This is a genomic window from Mycolicibacter heraklionensis (assembly GCF_019645815.1).
GTDB classification, from domain to species: domain Bacteria; phylum Actinomycetota; class Actinomycetes; order Mycobacteriales; family Mycobacteriaceae; genus Mycobacterium; species Mycobacterium heraklionense.
Genome location: NZ_CP080997.1, coordinates 2818151 through 2836740 on the forward strand (window position 1 = coordinate 2818151; position 18590 = coordinate 2836740).

Genomic DNA, 18590 nt, shown 5'->3' on the forward strand with positions numbered 1-18590 from the left:
GCTGCGGCGGCGCGGGGCGGGTTCAGTCCGCTGAGTCGGGGTCCGGCTCCGCGTCGACGTCGGCGTCGGGGTCGGGGTCGGGGTCGGGGTCGAGAGACGCTGTCGCCCCCCGCACCGCCAGTGAGGCGGCCCGCAACTGCGGTGTCACCAGCATCACCTGGCCGAGCACGCCGTTGACGAACCCGGGCGACTCGTCGGTGGACAGCTCCTTGGCCAGTTTCACCGCTTCGTCCACGGCGACCGGCTCCGGCACGTCGTCGGCGTGCAGCAACTCCCAGATCGCCACCCGCAGAATCGCCCGGTCCACGGCCGGCAGCCGCTCCAGCTTCCAGCCCTGCAGGTGCGAGGTGATCAGGTCGTCGATATGGGCGGCGTGCTCGGTCACCCCGCGGGCCACCGTGACGGTGTACGGGGGCAGCGGCGACACATCGGGCTGCTCACTCGCCAGTGCCGTTCGCAGCTCCGCGCCCTGGGCCGGGGTCAGTCCCCGGGCCTCGGCCTCAAAGAGCACGTCGACGGCGCGTTTACGGGCCTGGTGCCGGCCTTTAACCGGCTTGCCAGCAGGCATGGTCAGGAGTTGACCCGTCCCAGGTAGCTGCCGTCGCGAGTGTCGACCTTCAGCTTGTCTCCGGTGTTGATGAACAACGGCACGTTGATCTGGGCGCCGGTCTCCATGGTGGCCGGCTTGGTGCCCGCGCTGGACCGATCGCCCTGCAGGCCGGGCTCGGTGTGGGTGACCTCCAGCTCGACGCTGACCGGCAGCTCCAGGTACAGCGGCACCCCGTTGTGGAAGGCGATCTGCACCAGCATGCTCTCCAGCAGGTAGTTCGCCGAGTCGCCGACCAGCGATTCGGGCAGCGGGTGCTGCTCGTAGTCCTCGCTGTCCATGAAGACGAAGTCGTTGCCGTCGCGGTACAGGTAGGTGGCGTCGCGGCGGTCCACGGTGGCGGTCTCCACCTTCACGCCGGCGTTGTAGGTCTTGTCCACGACCTTGCCCGAGACCACGTTCTTGAGCTTGGTGCGCACGAAGGCCGGACCCTTGCCCGGCTTGACGTGCTGAAACTCGGTGATCTGCCACAACTGGCCGTCGATCACCAGCACCAGCCCGTTTTTGAAGTCAGCAGTTGAAGCCACGGTCGTTCACGTCTCCTAGAGAATGGTCAGTTCCTTGGGGAACCGAGTCAGCAGGTCCGGGGCCTGCCCGGCAGTATCAGCGACCACGAGCGTGTCCTCGATACGGACCCCGCCACGATCAGCCAGATAGACGCCGGGCTCTACGGTCACCACAGCACCGGCAAGCAGTGTACCGTCGGCCGCCGCATTGATTCCGGGCGCTTCGTGAATCCGCAACCCGACCCCGTGGCCGAGGCCGTGGCCGAAGGTCTCGGCGTAGCCGGCCTCCGCGATCACCGTGCGCGCGGCCGCGTCGACCGCACGCAGGTCCGCACCCGGTTGCAACGCCTCTCGACCCGCCCGCTGCGCGGCCCGCACCACTTGGTAGATCTCGCGTTGCCAGTCGGCGGGCGGCCCCAGCACGAAGGTGCGGGTCATATCGGAGTGGTAGCCGGCCACCAGTGCGCCGAAGTCGATCTTGACGAAGTCGCCGGCGGCCAGCACGGCGTCGGTGGGTCGGTGATGCGGGATCGCCGAGTTGGGGCCCGCGGCCACGATCGTCTCGAACGACGCGGCGTCGGCGCCGTGGTCGAGCATCAGGGCTTCCAGTTCCCGGCGGACCTCACGTTCGGTGCGCCCCGGCCGCAGGCCGCCGCGCTCCACCAGATCACTCAGGGCCGCGTCGGCGGCCTCGCAGGCCAGCCGCAGCAGGGCCACTTCGCCGGCGTCTTTGACCTCGCGCAGCGCCTCCACGGTGTTCGACGCCCGGACCAGCTCAACGGCGTCGTCGACCCCGCACAGCGCCGCCGACAGCGCGTCGAAGCCGTCCACGGTCACCACGTGAGCCTCGAAGCCGATGCGGCGCGCGCCGGCCGCCGCGGCCTGCGTGACGAGGTGGCGGGGCCCGCTGCGTTCGATCGCGACCTGCAGGTCGGGGGCCTGCCGGGCGGCCTGGGTGCGGTAGCGGCCATCGGTCGCCAGCACCGCCGGCCGGTCGTCGGCATAGACCAGCAGCGCCCCGGCCGACCCGGTGAACCCGGACAGATAACGCACGTTGATCAGGTCGGTGACCAGCATCGCGTCCAGGTCTGCGGCGCAGATCTCGGCACTCAGACGCGCCCGACGGGAGGAATGTGTCACGCGGTGTGACGGTACTCGCTACGCTGTGGCCCCATGAGCAAGTGGTTTCTGCGCGGGCTGGTCTTCGCTGCACTGATGGTCGTGATCCGCCTCATCCAGGGGGTGCTGATCAACGCCTTCGAGGCGCAGGCAGGTCTGATCAGCCTGGTGTTGATGATCTTGTTCGCGATCGGCGTGTTCATCTGGGGCCGTTCGGACGGCCGTGAGGACGCCAAGGCCCACGCCGACCCGGACCGGCGCGATGACCTCGCGATGACCTGGCTGGGTGCGGGACTGGTCGCCGGGCTGCTCAGTGGGTTCGTCTCGTGGGTCATCGGCCAGTTCGACAAGGCGCTCTACATCAGCAGCTTCTTCAACGAGCTGACCAGCTTCGCGGCCTTCACCGCGCTGCTGGTGTTCGTGGTGGCGGTGGCCGGCGTGGCGCTCGGGCGCCGCGCCGTCGACAAGGAGTACGAGAAGCATCCGGAACGTCGCCCGGTCCCGGCCGCCGCCGAGGAGAGCCAGCCGGCGACCGACGTGTTCGCCACCGTCGGCGCTCCCGTGGTGGCCGCCGAGGAGACCGGCGCCGTGCAGACCGAGGCCGCCGCACCCGCCGCCGACGCGACCCTGGCCGGCCCCTCGGCGGGCTTCACCACCGAAGAGTTCCCCGCCGATGCCGACGCCACTACCGAAATCCCCGTGATCGAGGACAACGGCGGCACCGAGGTTCAGTCCGAAGACTCGGCGCCCGACGACTCGGCCAAGTAGCGCAGCGCCAGCAGGTAACCGCGCACCCCGAAGCCGACGATCACGCCATTGGCGATCGGGCTCAGGTAGGAGTGTCGCCGAAAGTCTTCGCGGGCATGCACATTGGAGATGTGCAGCTCGATGAGCGGGGCGGGCAGCTCGGCGCAGGCGTCCCGCAGGGCCACCGAGGTGTGGGTCAGGCCACCGGCGTTGAGGATCACCGGTTCGGCGGCGTCGGCTGCGGAGTGAATCCACTCCAGCAGCTCGGCTTCGCTGTCGCTCTGGCGCACCACGACGTCGACCCCGAGTTCGGCCGCTTCCCGCTCGATCAGCGCCTGTAGGTCCGCATAACTGGTGCTGCCGTAGACATCAGGCTCACGCCGGCCCAACCGCTGCAGGTTGGGGCCGTTGATGACGTTGATCCGGTTCATCGCCGCTCCAATCGGAATCGCCGCCCCACCTCGTCGTAGGCGGCCGCCAGCAGCATCGGGTCGGGCCCTTCCAGCCGTCCCGGCTTGGCCAGACCGTCAAGCACCACGAACCGCAGCACCCCGGCCCGAGTCTTCTTGTCCCCCATCATGTATTCCAGCAGCGCCGGCAGCGCGTCTTCGTAGTAGCTGACCGGCAACCCGAGCGACAGCAGGATCGAGCGATGCCGGTCCGCGGTCGCGTCGTCGAGACGCCCGGTGATGCGGGCCAGCTCGGCGGCGAACACCAGCCCGACGGACACCGCGTCGCCGTGGCGCCATTGGTAGTGCTCCAGCGCTTCGATGGCGTGCGCCAAAGTGTGGCCGTAGTTGAGGATTTCGCGCAGATCCGACTCTTTCTCGTCGGCGGCGACCACTTCGGCCTTGACGGTGATGGCACGCCTGATCAGCTCGCCGAGCACCTCCCCCGCCGGATCCATCGCCGCCACCGGATCAGCCTCGATCAGGTCCAGGATCACCGGATCGGCGATGAAGCCGGCCTTGACGATCTCCGGCATTCCCGCGACGATCTCGCGCTGCGGCAACGTCTCCAGGGTGGCCAGGTCGACGACGACGGCGGCGGGCTGGTGAAACGCACCGACCAGGTTCTTGCCGGCTTCGGTGTTGATGCCGGTCTTGCCGCCGACTGCGGCGTCCACCATGGCCAGCAAGGTGGTGGGCACATGCACGATCGAGATGCCGCGCAACCAAGTCGCCGCGGCGAATCCCGCGACGTCGGTGGCGGCGCCGCCGCCGAGACTGACCAGCGCGTCGCGGCGGTCCAGACCGATGCGGCCTAGCACGTCCCAGATGAAACCGAGCACCTGCAGCGACTTGCCGTCCTCGGCGTCCGGGATCTCGATGCGGTGCGCCTCGATCCCCTTGTCGGACAGGTACGTTCGGATTCCCTCGGCGGTGGCTTCCAACGTGGGCTGGTGCAGGATCGCGACCTTGTTGCGCCCGGCGAGCAACCCGGCGAGATCACCGAGCAGGCCTTTACCGATCACCACCGGGTACGGCGGGTCGGTGGCCACCGTCACGGTGATCGGCTCGGGAATGTCGGTCACTTGCGTCCTCCGGTCTGTCGGGCGGCCAGGGTGGCGGGTGTGGGCGGCGAGTCGGCGGGTGTCGGTGCCGCCGGTCGCGGGTGCGTCCGGCCGGCGGGTGCGCCGACCTCCAGCCGAGACACGATATAGCGCACCACCGCACCCGGGTTACGCCGGTTGGTGTTGACCCGGATGGTCGCGAGCCTCCGGTACAGCGGCACCCGCTGCGACATCAGCTCGCGGAACTTCTCGGCCCGGCCGGGACCGGCGAGCAGGGGCCGTACCGTACTGCCACTGGTGCGCCGCACGCCTTCGGCGGCACTGATCTCCAGGAACACCACGGTGTGTCCGGCCAGCGCCTCGCGCACGCCGGGGGTGGTGACGGCTCCCCCGCCGAGCGACAACACACCGGAATGCTCGGCGAGCGCTTCCCGAATCACCTCTTCTTCAATGCGACGGAATTCCGGTTCGCCGTCGGTGGCGAAGATGTCGGCGATGGTGCGACCGGTGCGGGCCTCAATGGCGGCATCGGTGTCGAGCATCTCCACGTCGAGGGCCTTGGCCAGGCGCCGTCCTATCGTGGACTTGCCCGCCCCGGGCAATCCCACCAGAACCGCCTTGGGTGCCATGGGCTATCCCGATGCCCGTTCCTGGTCGCCCGCCGGCACGCGATCGGCCACCGAACGCCGGTAGGCCTCGATGTTGCGCCGGGTTTCGGTCAGCGAGTCTCCGCCGAACTTGTTCAGCGCGGCGCGGGCCAGCACCAACGCCACCATGGCTTCGGCCACCACACCGGCGGCCGGCACCGCGCACACGTCGGAGCGTTGATGGATCGCCACGGCTTCCTCTCCGGTGGCCATGTCGACGGTGGCCAGTGCCCGCGGCACCGTGGAGATCGGCTTCATCGCCGCACGCACCCGCAACGGCAGGCCGTTGGTCATGCCCCCTTCGAGCCCGCCGGCCCGGTTGGTGGAACGCACCACCCCGTCGGGACCCGGGTACATCTCGTCATGGGCCGCGCTGCCGCGCCGGCGGGCGGTGGTGAAACCGTCGCCGATCTCGACGCCCTTGATCGCCTGGATGCCCATGATCGCGGCAGCCAGTTGACTGTCGAGTCGGTCATCACCGCTGATGAACGACCCCAGGCCGATCGGCAGGCCCGACACGACCACCTCGACCACGCCGCCCAGGGTGTCGCCGTCGGCCTTGGCCGCCTCGATCTCGGCGATCATGGACTCCTGGGCGCCGGCGTCGAAGGCACGCACCGGGCTGGCATCGATGGCGGCCAGGTCGGCCGGTTGCGGCACCGGACCGTCGTAGGGATCGGACGCGCCGATCGAAATGACGTGGGAGATCACCTGAACACCCAGAGCCTGGTCCAGGAACGCCCGCGCGATGGTGCCCGCGGTCACCCGGGCGGCCGTCTCCCGCGCGCTGGCACGTTCGAGCACCGGGCGGGCGTCGTCGAAGCCGTACTTGAGCATGCCGGCGAAGTCGGCGTGGCCGGGCCGTGGCCGAGTCAGCGGCGCGTTGCGGGCACCGCCCTCGCTGTCCAGCACGGCCGGGTCGACGGGATCGGTCGACATCACCGTCTCCCACTTGGGCCATTCGGTGTTGCCGATCTCGACTGCGATCGGGCCGCCCAGGGTCACACCGTGCCGCACACCCGACAGGACGGTGACCGCATCGGCCTCGAACTTCATCCGGGCCCCGCGGCCGTAGCCCAGGCGCCGGCGGGCGAGCTGGTCCGCGATGTCAGCCGAGGTGACGGCCACTCCGGCGACCATGCCCTCGACCATGGCCACCAACGCGCGACCGTGCGATTCCCCGGCGGTTATCCAACGCAACACGTGTCCCATCTTCCCATGCCGGTCAGGCCCGCCCGGGCTTGGAGGAGTTAACGGTTGCGCACACCGGCCGCTCAGGGCAGCGACAACCGGGATTCGGTCCCGCCCGCCACGGCTTGGCCGGGTTCAGGAACCGTTTTTGAGGATCAGGTAGGTGACGGCGTCGGGTCCGTTGCTCGGCGAGGTCACCGCGTTGAGCTGACTGCCGGCATTGCCGACGATGCCGTCGAGGATCTGGTCGAAGTCCTCCGCGGAGGCCTCCGGGTCGATCAGCACCAGGGGCGATTCACCGGGTGGGACAGCGGCACTCGGGTCCAGCAGGTAGCCGCCGAAGGAGTCCGCGTTGGCGGCCGAGGTCTGCGCGAACAGGTCCAGCCACTGCACGGTGGCGTCGTTTCCTTCGGCGCTGGACAGCTGGATCGCCGGAACCTGCACGTCAGGCAGGGACGGTGACGCCATGTTGCTGGCGAGTACGGTGCCGCCGACGATAACCGCGGCAGCCGCCGCGCCCCCAATCACAGCTCGCTTCACGGTCACCCCCTCTGGCTACGCACCGGTCAGCAGCAGTTCAATACGGTCAATGTTACCTAATAATGGGCTGAGCGGCAAACGTTTCCTGACAAGGTCACACTCGACGTTAATTTGTGTTCCCTGAGCTTCACAGCATCCCCAGACCCGCCGCCACCGCGCTGGCAAGGCACATCGACGGTCCGTGCGGCACCGTCCGCCCGCCACCCGCCATGGCCACCGACAGCCCCCACAGCCCGGTCAGCAGCGGCGCGGACACCGCGGCCAGCAGCCACACGTCAGCTCCGAAGGAACCCGTCAGCGCCCCGAGCGCGGCGGCCAACTTGACGTCGCCGGCCCCCAATCCGGCCGGTGCGATCAGGTGAACGACCAGATAGACCCCGGTCAGAGCCGCCGCGCCGGCCAGCGCCGCGGGCCCCCGGCCCGCCGCGGCCGCCACCGCCGGGACCAGCACCGCCGCAGGCAGTGTCAACCAGTTCGGCAGCCGGCGCTGCCGGATGTCGTAACCGCTCAGCAGTGACAGCCACGCCACCACCAGGCCCGCGACCACCATGGCGCCATGCTCAGGCGAGGTCGGCGACCGCGCAAGTCATCTCCGCGCGGGGCGCGGGCCGACCGGTGAACAACTCGACCTGAGTGAACGCCTGGTGCAGCAGCATCTGCAGTCCGCTGATCACCGTGCCGCCGGCGGCGCTCACCGCAGCTGCCAGCGGCGTCGGCCACGGGTCGTAGATGGCGTCCAGCAGCACCGGCACGCGGGCCAGGACCGGCGCATATCCGGCGGCGACATCGGCCGGAAGCGTGTTGACCAGCACCGCGGCGTCGGCGGCTGCGGCGGCCAGGTCGGGGTCGTCGAGCGTGCAGACGCGCGCCGGCACACCGACTTCGGCGGCCAACGCCGCCACCCGGGCGGCGTTGTCGGCGTTGCGGGCGGCCACCGTGATGTGGCTGGCGCCCAGTTCGGTCAGCGCCACCACCGCGGCCGGGGCGGTGCCGCCGGAGCCCAGCACGATCGCTGACCCCGACACCGAACCGAGCGCCCCGCTCACCCCGTCGACGTCGGTGTTGTCGGCCAGCCACCCGGTTGCGGTGCGTACCAGCGTGTTCGCCGAGCCGATGCGCTCGGCGCGCCGGGTGCGTTCGTCGGCGAACGCCAGGGCCGCGAATTTACCCGGCATGGTGACCGAGACGCCGACCCATTCCGGCCCCAAACCGGCGACCAGCGCCGGCAACTCCTCGGCGCCGCACTCGATGCGCTCATAGGTCCAGTCCTGCAGGCCGAGCGCCCGGTAGGCCGCCAGGTGCAGCTGGGGTGACCGCGAGTGGGCGATCGGCGAGCCCAGCACCGCGGCCCGGCGTGGCCCGGGGTCAGCGGGAGCTGTCGAGGACACCGTTGTCCAGCGCCATCTCGATGTTGTTCAGGTGCTGCTGGTAGTTGTGGGTGAACAGAGTGGTGCCGTCCTTGTCGATCGTCACGAAGTACAGCCAGTCGCCGGGCTCGGGATGCTCGGCGGCATGCAGGGCGTCCATTCCCGGTGAGCAGATCGGGGTGGCCGGCAGACCGTCGGAGGCGTAGGTGTTCCACGGCGTGACCTTGGCCCGGTCGGCGTCGGTGGTGGCCACCTCCTGGCGGTCCAGCGGGTAGTTGACCGTCGAGTCGAACTCCAGCCGCTGCGGCTCACCCAGCCGGTTGTCGATAACCCTGGCTACCTTGGCGAAGTCGTGCGGCAGGGCTTCGCGTTGTACCAGCGAAGCCACCACCAGCATTTCGTAGGGAGTCATGCCCAACTGTTCGGCGGTGCCGGGCAGGCCGGACTTGTCCAGCTGCGCGCTGCTCTGGCTGATCAGTTTCGAGAGCACGGTGGGTGCCGGTGCGGTCGGGTCGACGTTCCAGGTGCCCGCCGTGATCAGGCCCTCGATGCGGCGGTGGTCGCGACCCATCTTGGTGACCGGCCCGAGGGCCCACTCCGGCACGGACAGTGCCTGCGGCGTCTCGGTCTCCGCGGCCCGACGCAGATCTGGGGCTTTGAGACAGGTGCGATCGCCGTTGAGGTCCAGGCAGCTGGCCTCGGCGATGAGCGTGAACACCCCCGGGGTCACCCGGTCGGTCTTCATGTCGGTGGTGTCGTCGAGTTGACGGCCCTCCGGGATCACCAGCTTGCCCACTCGATTGTCCGGGTCGGCGAGCTGCTGCACCGCGGTGGCGGCCGGGATCTCGGCCCGCAACCGGTAGAAGCCGGGCTGGATCGCCGCGATGGCGGCGTTGCCCTGCGCGGCGTTGAGGAACGTTCCGACGTTGGCGATCACCCCCGCGTCCAGCATCGTTTCGGCGATCGCGGTGGTGAAGTCGCCCTCGTGCACCTCGATCAGCACCTGCTGGCCGCCGTCGCCGGTGTAGTCGAGGACGGGACCGCTGGAGTGCCAGAACTTGGAGCCCAGGAAAACGCCGGCGATCGCGACCAGCACCACCAACGCGACGCCGAGGCCGCGGGCCACCCGGCGGTGCCGGTTGTGCTGGCGCCGGCGCCGGGTCTCACGGGCCCGCTCGGTCCGGCTCATCCGCCGCCGCGGCGGCCCGACCGCCACCGGCTTGGCCTTCTTCCCGGGCTGGTCGTGAGCCGCCCCGGGCTCTTCATCAGGCACTGTTGTCCTCCGTCGGCACTCCCGGGGCCGGTGCGGCCAGAGCCCGGCGCTGGTCGAGCCAGCTCTGCAGGATCGTCACCGCGGCAGCCTGGTCGATCACCGAACGCTGACGTTTGGAGCGCACCCCGGCCGCGTGCAGGGACCTCGCCGCGCTGACGGTGCTCAGGCGCTCGTCGGCCAGCCGCACCGGGGCGGGCCGACGGCGTTGGGCCAGCACCCGGGCCAGGGCGTCGGCAACCGCGATGGCGTCCTCGGCGGCCGAGCCCGCCCGGTCGGCCAGGGTGCGGGGCAACCCCACCACCACTTCGACGACGTCGTATTCGTCGGCCAGGTCGGCCAGCCGGCGCAAGTGCGAACCGGATGCGTGTCGTCGCACGGTCTCCACCGGGGTCGCCAACAGTCCATCGGGGTCGCTACATGACACCCCGATACGCACACTGCCCACATCCACCCCGAGCCGTCTTCCGCGGCCGGGATCGTCCCGCCCGCCGGGCCGGTCCGGGGTGCGATGGTGGGGTGGGGTCACGCCGGCGCGCTCCGGGCGACCGCCGCGCGCACCGCCGCGAGCGCGGCATCGATCCCGGTGGAGTCCTTACCCGAGCCCTGCGCCAGATCGGCCTTGCCGCCGCCGCGGCCGGAGACCGCCGCCGCCAGGTCTTTGACCAGGTCATCTGCTCGCAACCCGAGGTCTTGCGCGGCGGCGTTGGCGGACACCACATAGGGCACGCTGTCTGGGCCGTCGGCGATCAGCGCCACCACTGCCGGCTCCTCGCCCAGTTTGCCGCGAATGTCGCCGACCAGCGAACGCAGGTCGCCACCGCCGACACCACCCGACATCCGCTGCGCCACCAGGCGCACGTTACCGATTTGTTCAGCGCCGGCGGCGGCATTCGAGGCAGCCGCTCGCGCACTCGCCAACCGGGCGCGGTCCAGTTCCTTCTCGGCGGCGCGCAGCCGCTCCACCAAGTTGGCCACCCGGGCGGGAACTTCCTCCGAGGGCACCTTCAGCGAGGAGGCCAGCCCGGCCATCAGCGCCCGCTCCTTCGCCAAGTGCCGGAACGAGTCCAGCCCGACGTAGGCCTCGACGCGGCGCACCCCGGAACCCACCGACGATTCGCCCAGGATGGTGACCGGGCCGATCTGCGCCGAGTTGTGCACGTGCGTGCCGCCACACAGCTCCAGCGAGAACGGCCCGCCGATCTCGACGACCCGCACCTTCTCGGGGTACTTCTCGCCGAACATGGCCATGGCGCCCATCGCCTTGGCCTTCTCGAGTTCTTCGGTGAACGTGTGCACCTCGAAGTCGGCCTGCACGGCCTCGTTGGTGACCTCCTCGACCTGGCGGCGTTGCTCATCGCTGAGCGCGCCCTGCCAGTTGAAGTCGAACCGCAGATAGCCCGGCCGGTTCAGCGAGCCGGCCTGAACCGCGTTGGGCCCCAATACTTGCCGCAGCGCGGCGTGCACCATATGGGTGCCCGAGTGGCCCTGGGTGGCGCCCTTGCGCCAGGCCGGGTCCACCGCGGCGGTGACCGTGTCACCCTCGACGAATTCGCCGGACTCGACGGCGACCCGGTGCACGAACAGCGTCTGGGCGATCTTCTGCACGTCGGTGACCGTGGCCTGGGCAGTTCCGGCCCTTATCGTTCCGGCGTCGGCGATCTGCCCACCGGCTTCGGCATAGAGCGGGGTGCGGTCCAACACCAGCTCGACACGATCTGCGGCGACGTCTTCGTGGGACACCACCGGCACTCGCTTGCCGTCGACGAAAATGCCCAGGATGCGGGCGTCGGTGGTGAGCTCGTCGAACCCGGTGAACTCGGTGGGTCCGGCGTCGATCAGGTCCCGGTAGGCGCTCAAGTCGGCGTGGGCGTGCTTGCGCGCGGCGGCGTCGGCCTTGGCGCGCTGTCGCTGCTCGGCCATCAGCGTCCGGAACCCCGCCTCGTCGACCTGCAGTCCGGCCTCCGAGGCCATCTCCAGGGTGAGCTCGATCGGGAACCCGTAGGTGTCGTGCAAAGCGAAGGCGTCGCTGCCGGACAGCACGGTGATCCCGGCGGATCGGGTGGCTGCTGCCGCCTCCTCGAACAGCTTCGAGCCCGAGGTCAGGGTGCGGTTGAACGCGGTCTCCTCGGCTACCGCGATCCGGTTGATCCGGTCGAAGTCGGTGACCAGTTCCGGATACGACGGGCCCATGGCGTCACGCACGGTTGCCATCAGGTCACCGACTATCGGCCCTTCGATGCCCAGCAGCTTGGCCGAGCGGATCACCCGGCGCAGCAGCCGGCGCAGCACGTAGCCGCGGCCGTCGTTGCCGGGGCTCACGCCGTCGCCGATCAGGATGGCCGCGGTGCGGGAGTGGTCGGCGATGATCCGGTAACGCACATCGTCGGCGTCGTTGCCGGTGTTATAGCCACGCGGCGCGCGGGTGGCGACCAGATCAATAACCGGCCTTACCAGGTCGGTCTCGTAGACGTTGTGTACGCCCTGGAGCAGGAAGGCCACCCGCTCGATGCCCATCCCGGTGTCGATGTTCTGACGCGGCAGCGGCCCGAGGATCTCGAAGTCCTCCTTGGAGGTGCCCTCGCCGCGCTCGTTCTGCATGAACACGAGGTTCCAGATCTCGATGTAGCGGTCCTCGTTGGCGACCGGGCCGCCGTCGACACCGAACTCCGGGCCGCGGTCGTAGTAGATCTCCGACGAGGGTCCGCAGGGTCCGGGGATGCCCATCGACCAGTAGTTGTCGGCCATGCCGCGGCGCTGGATCCGCTCCAGCGGCAATCCCGCGATCTCCTGCCACAACGCGATGGCCTCGTCGTCGTCGAGATAGACGGTGGCCCAAAGCCGTTCGGGGTCCAGTCCGTAGCCGCCGTCGGAGACGCTGTTGGTCAGCAGCGTCCAGGCCAGCTCGATCGCCCCGCGCTTGAAGTAGTCGCCGAACGAGAAGTTGCCGGCCATCTGGAAGAAGGTGTTGTGCCGGGTGGTGATGCCCACCTCGTCGATATCCGGGGTACGGATGCACTTCTGGATGCTCGTGGCGGTGGCGTACGGCGGAGTGCGCTGGCCCAGGAAGAACGGCACGAACTGCACCATGCCGGCGTTGATGAACAACAAGTTGGGGTCATCAAGGATCACCGAAGCGCTCGGCACCTCGGTGTGGCCCGCTTTCACGAAGTGATCGAGGAAGCGTTTCCTGATCTCGTGTGTCTGCACTATCTATCGCTTCCCGCCGTCTCGCCCGTTTAGACGGCACTACAGTACCGGGCTGCCGATCGCGTTCTCTGCAGGCAAGGATCCTCAGGTGGCGCCGGCGCCGACAAAGCTCAGTCGCACGCTGCGACGAGGGTTGTCGCGGTTCAGGTCGACCAGGACGACCGACTGCCAGATGCCCAGCAGCGGCTCCCCGTCAGCGACCGGAACCGTGATCGACGGCGCGACGATCGCCGGCAGCACGTGATCGGCCCCGTGTCCCGGCGAGCCGTGTGCGTGCCGGTAGCGGTCATCGCGTGGCAGCAGCCGCTCCAGCGTGTCGACCAGGTCGGCGTCGGACCCGGCACCCGTCTCGATGATCGCCACCCCGGCCGTGGCATGCGGTACGAAGACGTTGCACAACCCGTCGCCGTGGCCGGCGCAGAACGACCGCACCTGCTCGGTGAGATCGACGGTGCGACGCCGGGCCGTGTCGATGTCGAGCACTTCGGTGTTCATAGCTCCAGGGTAGGAGCCAACCCGCTTAGCGCTTGCCGTCGATCAGCGCCACCCGCGCCAGGGTGTTCTGCGCCATCTTCACGTGCGCGGCGTCGACCAGTACGCCATCGACCCCGACCGCGCCCAGCCCTCTCGCCTCGCCCTCGCGGTAGGCGGCCATGTTGCGTTCGGCCAGCGCGACCTCCTCGGCGGTCGGCGAGAACACCGTGTTGGCGACCGGGATCTGGGTGGGATGGATCGCCCACTTGCCGGTGTAGCCATACAGCGCAGACCGGCGGGCTTCCGACTCGTAGCCGTCCAGGTTCGCGTAGTCGGGGTAGGGCGAGTCGATGGCCTCGATGCCGGCAATGCGGGCCGCGACCAGCACCTTGTTGCGGGCGTAATGCCAGAAGTCGCCCGGGTAGTCCCAGATCGGCACGAAGTTGGTGTCCACCCGCGCGCCCTGGGACAGCGAGAAGTCGCCGACCCCGAAGATCAGCGCATCGATCCGCGGGCTGGCCGTGGCGATCTCCTCGGCGTTGGCCAGTCCCTCGACCTCCTCGATCAGCACTTCGAGGCGGATCTGGCGTTCCAGACCGAGTTTGGCCTCCAGCTGGGTGAGCAGCAGGTCGACCCACCAGACGTCGCGGGCGGTGCAGGCCTTGGGGACGACGATCGTGTCCAGGTTGGCCCCGGCAGCGGTGACGACCTCGATGATGTCGTCGTGGCACCACTGCGTGTCCAGACCGTTGATCCGGATGGCGCGCGCGGTGCGTCCCCAGTCCAGTTCGTTCAGCGCGGTGATCACCTTGGCGCGGGCGCCGACTTTCTCGGCGGGCGCGGTCGCGTCCTCGAGGTCGAGGAAGACCAGGTCGGCCTGCGCGGCGGCCGCACGCGCGAACATGTGGTCGTTGGCAGCGGGCACGGCCAACTCGGAACGGCGCAACAGCATGGGTGTCTTCTCCTCGGTGTCAGAGCACGCCGCGGGCGTGCAGGTCGTCGATGTCGGACGGGGTGAGGTCGAGCAGTTCGCGATAAACCTCGGTGTTGTGCTCTCCCAGGCGCGGGCCCAGGTGTTCGACGCGCCCGGTCACCGCGGAGAAGCGCGGCACCGGTGCTTGGACGGTCATGGCGCCGAGTTCGTCGTCACCGACCTTCACGAACACCTCGCGATGCGCCAGCTGCTCGTCGGCGACCAGGTCGGTGATGTCGTACACCGCTGCGGCCGCGACCTGTTCGGCGTCGAAGACGGCCATCGCCTCGGCCAGGGTTTTGCTCGCCACCCAATCGGCGACCACCTGGTCGACTTCTCGGGCACGGGCCAACCGGCGTTGCGGGTCGGAGAAATCGGCGTCGTCGACCAGGTCGGCCCGCCCGATCGCCCGAAACACCCGCAGCGCCAGCGCCGGTGAGCTGCCCGACATCGCCAGCCAGCGGCCGTCCGCGGTGCGGTAGGTGTTGCGCGGCGCCGAGATATCCCAGCGGTTGCCGGCCCGGGTCGGCACCAGCCCGAGCTGGTCGTAGCCGAGCAGGGTCTGCTCCAGCAGGCGGGCCAGCGGGTCGATGAGGTTGACGTCAATCAGCTGACCCGAAGCACCGTGCACGTCCCGGTGATACAGCGCCATCATCACCGCGTAGGCGGCGTTGAGCGACGCGACACCGTCGGCCAGCATGAACGGCGGCAGCGTGGGCGGGCCGTCGGCTTCACCGGTGATGTTGGCGAACCCGCTCATGGCCTCACCGAGGGTGCCGAAGCCGGGCCGCTCGCTTTTCGGACCGGAGAGCCCGAAGCCGGTGATGTGCAGCATCACGATGCGGTCGTTGACCGCGCGCAGCGCCTCGTAGTCCAACCCCCAGCCGCGCAGCGTCTGCGGGCGGGTGTTGACGATCACCACATCGGCATGGGCCACCAGCTTGCGCACTAACCCCTGGCCTTCGGGCACCCGCAGGTTGCAGGTGATGGAGCGTTTGTTGCGCGACACCGACTTCCACATCAGCCCGACGCCATCGCGCTGGTTGCCCCAGCTGCGGATCGGGTCGCCGGTCCCGGGTTGCTCGACTTTGATGACGTCGGCACCGAACTCACCGAGGTAGGTGGCCACCAGCGGCGCCGCCGCCAGGGTGGCCAGGTCGAGCACCCGGACGCCTTCGAGCATCGCGCCGGTCATGCCGGTACGGCGGTCGCGGCGGGCCGGGGCAGGCCCAGATGATCGCGCAAGGTGTTGCCCTCATAGTGGGTGCGGAACAGTCCGCGACGCTGTAGCTCGGGGACCACCATCCGGACCACGTCTTCGTAGGATCCCGGCGAATGCGTTGCGGCCAAGACGAAGCCGTCGCAGGCGCCGCTGTGGAACCACTCCGCCATCTGGTCGGCGACCTGGGCTCCGGTGCCGACGAAGCGCGGGCCCTGCAGCAGCGTGGCCCGATGTCCGGCCAGGTCGCGCAGCGTGACGGTGTCACCGCCGATGTGGGTGCGCAGATTCTGCACCAGACCGCGGATTCCCGACGCCGACGCGATCAGCTCGTCGGTGATCGGGTCATCGAGGTTGTGCTGCGCGAAGTCGTAGTTCATCAGCTCGGAGAGCAGCGTCAACGACGCCATCGGGTGCACCAGGTCGTTGAGCAGGATCTGTTCGCGGTCCTTGGCCTGGGCCTCGGTCTCGCCGACCACCGCGTAGGCCATCGGGCAGAGCTTCACCGTGGCGGGATCACGACCGGAGTCACCGATGCGTTCCTTCTGATCGGCGTAGTGGCTGCGCGCCACCTCGATGCCCGGATCTCCGGTGAAGATCAGATCCGCCCAGCGTGACGCGAAGTCGCGGCCTCGACCGGACGACCCGGCCTGCAGGATCACCGGCCGGCCCTGCGGGGTACGCGGCACCGTCAGCGGGCCGCGCGAGGAGAAGTAATCACCGATGTGGTTGAGTTCGTGCACCTTGGACGGGTTGGCGAAGATGCCGGCCTCCCGGTCGGCCACGATCGCGCCGTCTTCCCAGGTGTCCCAGAGCCCGGCGACGACATCGAGGAACTCATCGGCTCGGTCGTAGCGTTCGTCGTGACTGAGGTGGCTTTCCAGGCCGTAGTTCTGGGCCTCACTGTCATTGACCGAGGTCACCACGTTCCACGCCGCCCGGCCGCCGGAGAGGTGGTCGAGGCTGGCGAAGGTGCGGGCCACGTGGAACGGCGGGTAATAGCTGGTGGAGTACGTGGCACCCAGGCCGATCTTCGAGGTGGCCTGGGCGAGAACGCCGAGCACGACGGACAGATCGAGCTTCACCGGCCGCGCCCCGTAGCGAACCGCTTCGGCGACCGAACCACCGTAGATGCCCGGCATCGCCAGCCGGTCGTCGAAGAACATCAGATCGAAGCAGCCCTCTTCGAGCTGGCGGCCGATCTTGGCGTAGTAGGAGGCGTCGAGATAGCCGTGCTCGCTGGCCGGGTGGCGCCACGATCCGGCGTACACCGAGGCGTTGCCGGCTTGCATGAAGGCGACCAGCGCCATCTTGTCGGTCCGTTTCGTCATGCCCAATACCTACCATCTGATATATCAGATATCAACTATTGGATTTCAAAGCGTGTACGATTCGCCTGTGGCGGCCAACAATGTCGACATCGGGGGCACGGTGCGCGAGCGTGCCGCCCGCGAGCTGCGCAACCGCATCCTCACCGGCGAGCTGGCGCCCGGCACCCGCCTGGATCTGGACGCCATCACCACGGAGTTCGCCACCAGCCGTACGCCCGTGCGCGAGGCGCTGCTCGAACTCTCCTATGAGGGCCTGGTGGAGGTCGCACCGCGCAGCGGTGTCACGGTGATCGGGATCCGCCCCGAGGACGTGCTGGACAGCTTCACCATCCTTGGGGTATTGACCGGTCAAGCCGCGGCCTGGGCCGCCGAGCGGATTTCCCCCGCCGAGGTCGATCGCCTGCGCACGCTGGCCGCCGACGTCGAGGCGCTGCGCGGCTCGGACGGTATCGGCGACGCCAACTGGCAGTTCCACCAAGAGATTCACCGCGCCGCCCAATCCCCCCAGCTGCTCATCCAGATTCGGCACGCGGCGCGGGTGGTCCCGACGAACTTCCTCACGGTGTTCCCCGAACACGAGCACCATTCGCTGGAAGACCATCAGAAGCTGGTGCGGGCGCTGGCCGAACGCGACGCCGAAGCCGCGCGCGCCATTGCCGAGCGACACGTGCTGGACGCCGGACGCTCACTCGCCGACTGGCTGGGCCAGGGCGGCGCAGGCTGACCCTGCGCGTTTGCTGGCAATACCCGCCGCGGCCACTGAAAGCTGCGGTCGTCCCCGACTCGCATTGCTACCGTCACCTGGGTTTTTCATTAGCCGATGCCGTGCCATAGCTGACGACTGGGGGCCCAAAATGCCGGAGATGCGCTCTAGCTGCACCGCCGCGGGAATCGCGCTGATCGGCGCCGGCCTCATCGCCCCGATCGCAGCGCCGCCGCCCCTGCTGCCGGCATCCGTGATCGCCGACATCGCGCTGACCGCCCAGGACATCGTCATCGACGTCGTCCGGCACGCCGAGGACCTGGCGCCCGCCAACTCGCGGATCCCGTTCTCCCCCGAGTTCCCCGGGGCAGGGATCAGCGACCTGGGCAAGCAGCAGGCGATCGACACCGCCAACCAGATCTTCGGCCAGGTCGGCGGTCCCGGCCACGTAGCCGGGCTGTTTTCCGGGCCGGACACCGACGCCCAGGAAACCGCGGTGCCATTCGCCGCGCTGCAGGACCTGCAGCCGCAGATCCTCAACGGGTTGGTCGAGGTCGACGGCGGAATCTTCGCCAACCAGCCGGTGCTGAGCCTCGGCGGCATCTACTACGACGTGGCCGTGGTGCTATGGATGTTGGGTCTGGTCAACGCCTTTCCGATTCCGGGTGCCGACGAATACAACGGAGTGGTCGTCAACGACAACTACACCGAGGCCGTCAACGCGATGTACGCCGCCGCGCTGGCCAATCCGGTCGTCGGAGACGACGGCAATATCACCGCCGTGGGCTACACCAGCGAAGCCTCGATGATGATCTGGACCATGCTCAATGTGAAGAACCCCGATCCGACGGCGCTGGTCAACGAGCTGATCTCGTCGTTGCAAAACGGCGGGTCGCCCGGACTGGTCCCGAACGCCGGACTGATCCAGCTCGCGGGCAACCCCGAGGACGGCTGGACGCTGCTGAGCTGGGCCGGACAGCAGGTCCCGGAGAATCCGGGCGTGCTGGGTGATCTTTTCCTGATCTGGCGTGACCTGGTGCTGCCGCCGCAGGTGGCGGTCGACCACGTCCTGGACGCCCTGGTGTCCGGGACTCGGCGGCGCTCGCCGCGGCATTCCAGGACGGGCTGACCGGCATCTCCGCGGCGCTGGAAGCAATGCCCGACACGCTGAAC

20 protein-coding genes are annotated in these 18590 nt (G+C 69.1%); 3 read left to right on the top strand and 17 right to left on the bottom strand.

Going from position 1 to position 18590, the window contains the following annotated elements; all coding sequences use genetic code 11:
* Positions 1–22: 22 nt before the first annotated feature.
* The 3 genes from nusB to K3U94_RS13185 are packed head-to-tail and all read right to left on the bottom strand — an operon-like array spanning position 23 to position 2253.
* Positions 23–568, bottom strand: coding sequence for a transcription antitermination factor NusB (nusB, locus tag K3U94_RS13175; RefSeq protein WP_230987107.1), 546 nt, complete (start codon positions 566–568; stop codon positions 23–25).
* 2 nt (positions 569–570) lie between these two features.
* On the bottom strand, positions 571–1134 hold the full coding sequence (gene efp, locus K3U94_RS13180) for an elongation factor P (protein ID WP_024442176.1): 564 nt from the start codon (positions 1132–1134) through the stop codon (positions 571–573).
* Positions 1135–1149: 15 nt separating this feature from the next.
* Positions 1150–2253: a M24 family metallopeptidase gene (locus tag K3U94_RS13185; protein ID WP_220694010.1), complete on the bottom strand. Its 1104-nt coding sequence runs from the start codon at positions 2251–2253 to the stop codon at positions 1150–1152.
* 33 nt (positions 2254–2286) lie between these two features.
* On the opposite strand from K3U94_RS13185, the gene K3U94_RS13190 reads away from it, so the two are divergent.
* Positions 2287–3000 (top strand): B-4DMT family transporter, encoded by a 714-nt coding sequence (locus K3U94_RS13190; RefSeq protein ID WP_082133961.1) that lies wholly within the window; start codon positions 2287–2289, stop codon positions 2998–3000.
* Here K3U94_RS13190 and aroQ read toward each other — a convergent pair.
* From aroQ to K3U94_RS13260, 14 genes are all read right to left on the bottom strand, one after another.
* The gene (gene aroQ / locus K3U94_RS13195) at positions 2961–3410 is read right to left on the bottom strand and encodes a type II 3-dehydroquinate dehydratase (RefSeq protein ID WP_047318061.1); all 450 of its coding nucleotides are present in this window, start codon (positions 3408–3410) and stop codon (positions 2961–2963) included. The two genes, K3U94_RS13190 and aroQ, sit on opposite strands and share 40 nt — an antisense overlap.
* Entirely contained in the window at positions 3407–4504 is a 1098-nt protein-coding gene (gene aroB, locus K3U94_RS13200; RefSeq protein ID WP_047318149.1) for a 3-dehydroquinate synthase, read from the bottom strand. Before aroB ends, aroQ begins: the two co-directional genes overlap by 4 nt.
* A gap of 5 nt (positions 4505–4509) precedes the next feature.
* Positions 4510–5121: a shikimate kinase gene (locus K3U94_RS13205; RefSeq protein WP_220694011.1), complete on the bottom strand. Its 612-nt coding sequence runs from the start codon at positions 5119–5121 to the stop codon at positions 4510–4512.
* A gap of 3 nt (positions 5122–5124) precedes the next feature.
* A complete protein-coding gene (aroC, locus tag K3U94_RS13210; RefSeq protein ID WP_047318063.1) occupies positions 5125–6351 on the bottom strand; it encodes a chorismate synthase in 1227 nt (408 codons plus the stop codon).
* 114 nt (positions 6352–6465) lie between these two features.
* A complete protein-coding gene (locus K3U94_RS13215) occupies positions 6466–6870 on the bottom strand; it encodes a hypothetical protein (protein ID WP_230987111.1) in 405 nt (134 codons plus the stop codon).
* Positions 6871–6997: 127 nt separating this feature from the next.
* A complete protein-coding gene (locus K3U94_RS13220; protein WP_220694012.1) occupies positions 6998–7420 on the bottom strand; it encodes a prepilin peptidase in 423 nt (140 codons plus the stop codon).
* A gap of 10 nt (positions 7421–7430) precedes the next feature.
* Complete coding sequence (locus K3U94_RS13225; RefSeq protein ID WP_220694013.1) at positions 7431–8258, bottom strand: shikimate dehydrogenase; 828 nt, start codon at positions 8256–8258, stop codon at positions 7431–7433.
* Positions 8236–9510 (bottom strand): endolytic transglycosylase MltG, encoded by a 1275-nt coding sequence (locus K3U94_RS13230; RefSeq protein WP_230987113.1) that lies wholly within the window; start codon positions 9508–9510, stop codon positions 8236–8238. The genes K3U94_RS13225 and K3U94_RS13230 overlap by 23 nt, the downstream gene beginning before the upstream one ends.
* Positions 9503–10036, bottom strand: coding sequence for a Holliday junction resolvase RuvX (gene ruvX / locus K3U94_RS13235; protein ID WP_220694014.1), 534 nt, complete (start codon positions 10034–10036; stop codon positions 9503–9505). Before ruvX ends, K3U94_RS13230 begins: the two co-directional genes overlap by 8 nt.
* The gene (gene alaS / locus K3U94_RS13240; RefSeq protein ID WP_220694015.1) at positions 10033–12717 is read right to left on the bottom strand and encodes an alanine--tRNA ligase; all 2685 of its coding nucleotides are present in this window, start codon (positions 12715–12717) and stop codon (positions 10033–10035) included. Before alaS ends, ruvX begins: the two co-directional genes overlap by 4 nt.
* 84 nt (positions 12718–12801) lie before the next feature.
* Positions 12802–13212: a secondary thiamine-phosphate synthase enzyme YjbQ gene (locus K3U94_RS13245; RefSeq protein WP_220694016.1), complete on the bottom strand. Its 411-nt coding sequence runs from the start codon at positions 13210–13212 to the stop codon at positions 12802–12804.
* Positions 13213–13237: 25 nt separating this feature from the next.
* Positions 13238–14143 carry an HpcH/HpaI aldolase/citrate lyase family protein gene (locus K3U94_RS13250; RefSeq protein WP_220694017.1) on the bottom strand — a complete coding sequence of 302 codons (906 nt, stop codon included), beginning with the start codon at positions 14141–14143 and terminating at the stop codon, positions 13238–13240.
* A gap of 19 nt (positions 14144–14162) precedes the next feature.
* Positions 14163–15347 carry a CaiB/BaiF CoA transferase family protein gene (locus K3U94_RS13255; protein ID WP_220696793.1) on the bottom strand — a complete coding sequence of 395 codons (1185 nt, stop codon included), beginning with the start codon at positions 15345–15347 and terminating at the stop codon, positions 14163–14165.
* 8 nt (positions 15348–15355) lie between these two features.
* Positions 15356–16714: an LLM class flavin-dependent oxidoreductase gene (locus K3U94_RS13260; protein ID WP_220694018.1), complete on the bottom strand. Its 1359-nt coding sequence runs from the start codon at positions 16712–16714 to the stop codon at positions 15356–15358.
* A 67-nt stretch (positions 16715–16781) separates the two neighbouring features.
* Between K3U94_RS13260 and K3U94_RS13265 the strand changes: the two genes are divergently transcribed.
* Positions 16782–17438, top strand: a complete 657-nt coding sequence (locus tag K3U94_RS13265) for a GntR family transcriptional regulator (RefSeq protein ID WP_220694019.1) — start codon at positions 16782–16784, stop codon at positions 17436–17438.
* A gap of 139 nt (positions 17439–17577) precedes the next feature.
* Complete coding sequence (locus tag K3U94_RS13270; protein WP_220694020.1) at positions 17578–18546, top strand: histidine phosphatase family protein; 969 nt, start codon at positions 17578–17580, stop codon at positions 18544–18546.
* Positions 18547–18590 lie beyond the last annotated feature (44 nt).

Excerpts from the sequence above, each read along its gene's own strand:
- nusB (WP_230987107.1), bottom strand. The coding sequence starts at position 568 with ATGCCTGCTGGCAAGCCGGTTAAAGGCCGGCACCAGGCCCGTAAACGC.
- K3U94_RS13190 (WP_082133961.1), top strand. The coding sequence starts at position 2,287 with ATGAGCAAGTGGTTTCTGCGCGGGCTGGTCTTCGCTGCACTGATGGTC.
- aroQ (WP_047318061.1), bottom strand. The coding sequence starts at position 3,410 with ATGAACCGGATCAACGTCATCAACGGCCCCAACCTGCAGCGGTTGGGC.
- K3U94_RS13205 (WP_220694011.1), bottom strand. The coding sequence starts at position 5,121 with ATGGCACCCAAGGCGGTTCTGGTGGGATTGCCCGGGGCGGGCAAGTCC.
- aroC (WP_047318063.1), bottom strand. The coding sequence starts at position 6,351 with ATGGGACACGTGTTGCGTTGGATAACCGCCGGGGAATCGCACGGTCGC.
- K3U94_RS13220 (WP_220694012.1), bottom strand. The coding sequence starts at position 7,420 with ATGGTGGTCGCGGGCCTGGTGGTGGCGTGGCTGTCACTGCTGAGCGGT.
- K3U94_RS13245 (WP_220694016.1), bottom strand. The coding sequence starts at position 13,212 with ATGAACACCGAAGTGCTCGACATCGACACGGCCCGGCGTCGCACCGTC.
- K3U94_RS13250 (WP_220694017.1), bottom strand. The coding sequence starts at position 14,143 with ATGCTGTTGCGCCGTTCCGAGTTGGCCGTGCCCGCTGCCAACGACCAC.
- K3U94_RS13255 (WP_220696793.1), bottom strand. The coding sequence starts at position 15,347 with ATGCTCGAAGGCGTCCGGGTGCTCGACCTGGCCACCCTGGCGGCGGCG.
- K3U94_RS13260 (WP_220694018.1), bottom strand. The coding sequence starts at position 16,714 with ATGACGAAACGGACCGACAAGATGGCGCTGGTCGCCTTCATGCAAGCC.
- K3U94_RS13270 (WP_220694020.1), top strand. The coding sequence starts at position 17,578 with ATGCGCTCTAGCTGCACCGCCGCGGGAATCGCGCTGATCGGCGCCGGC.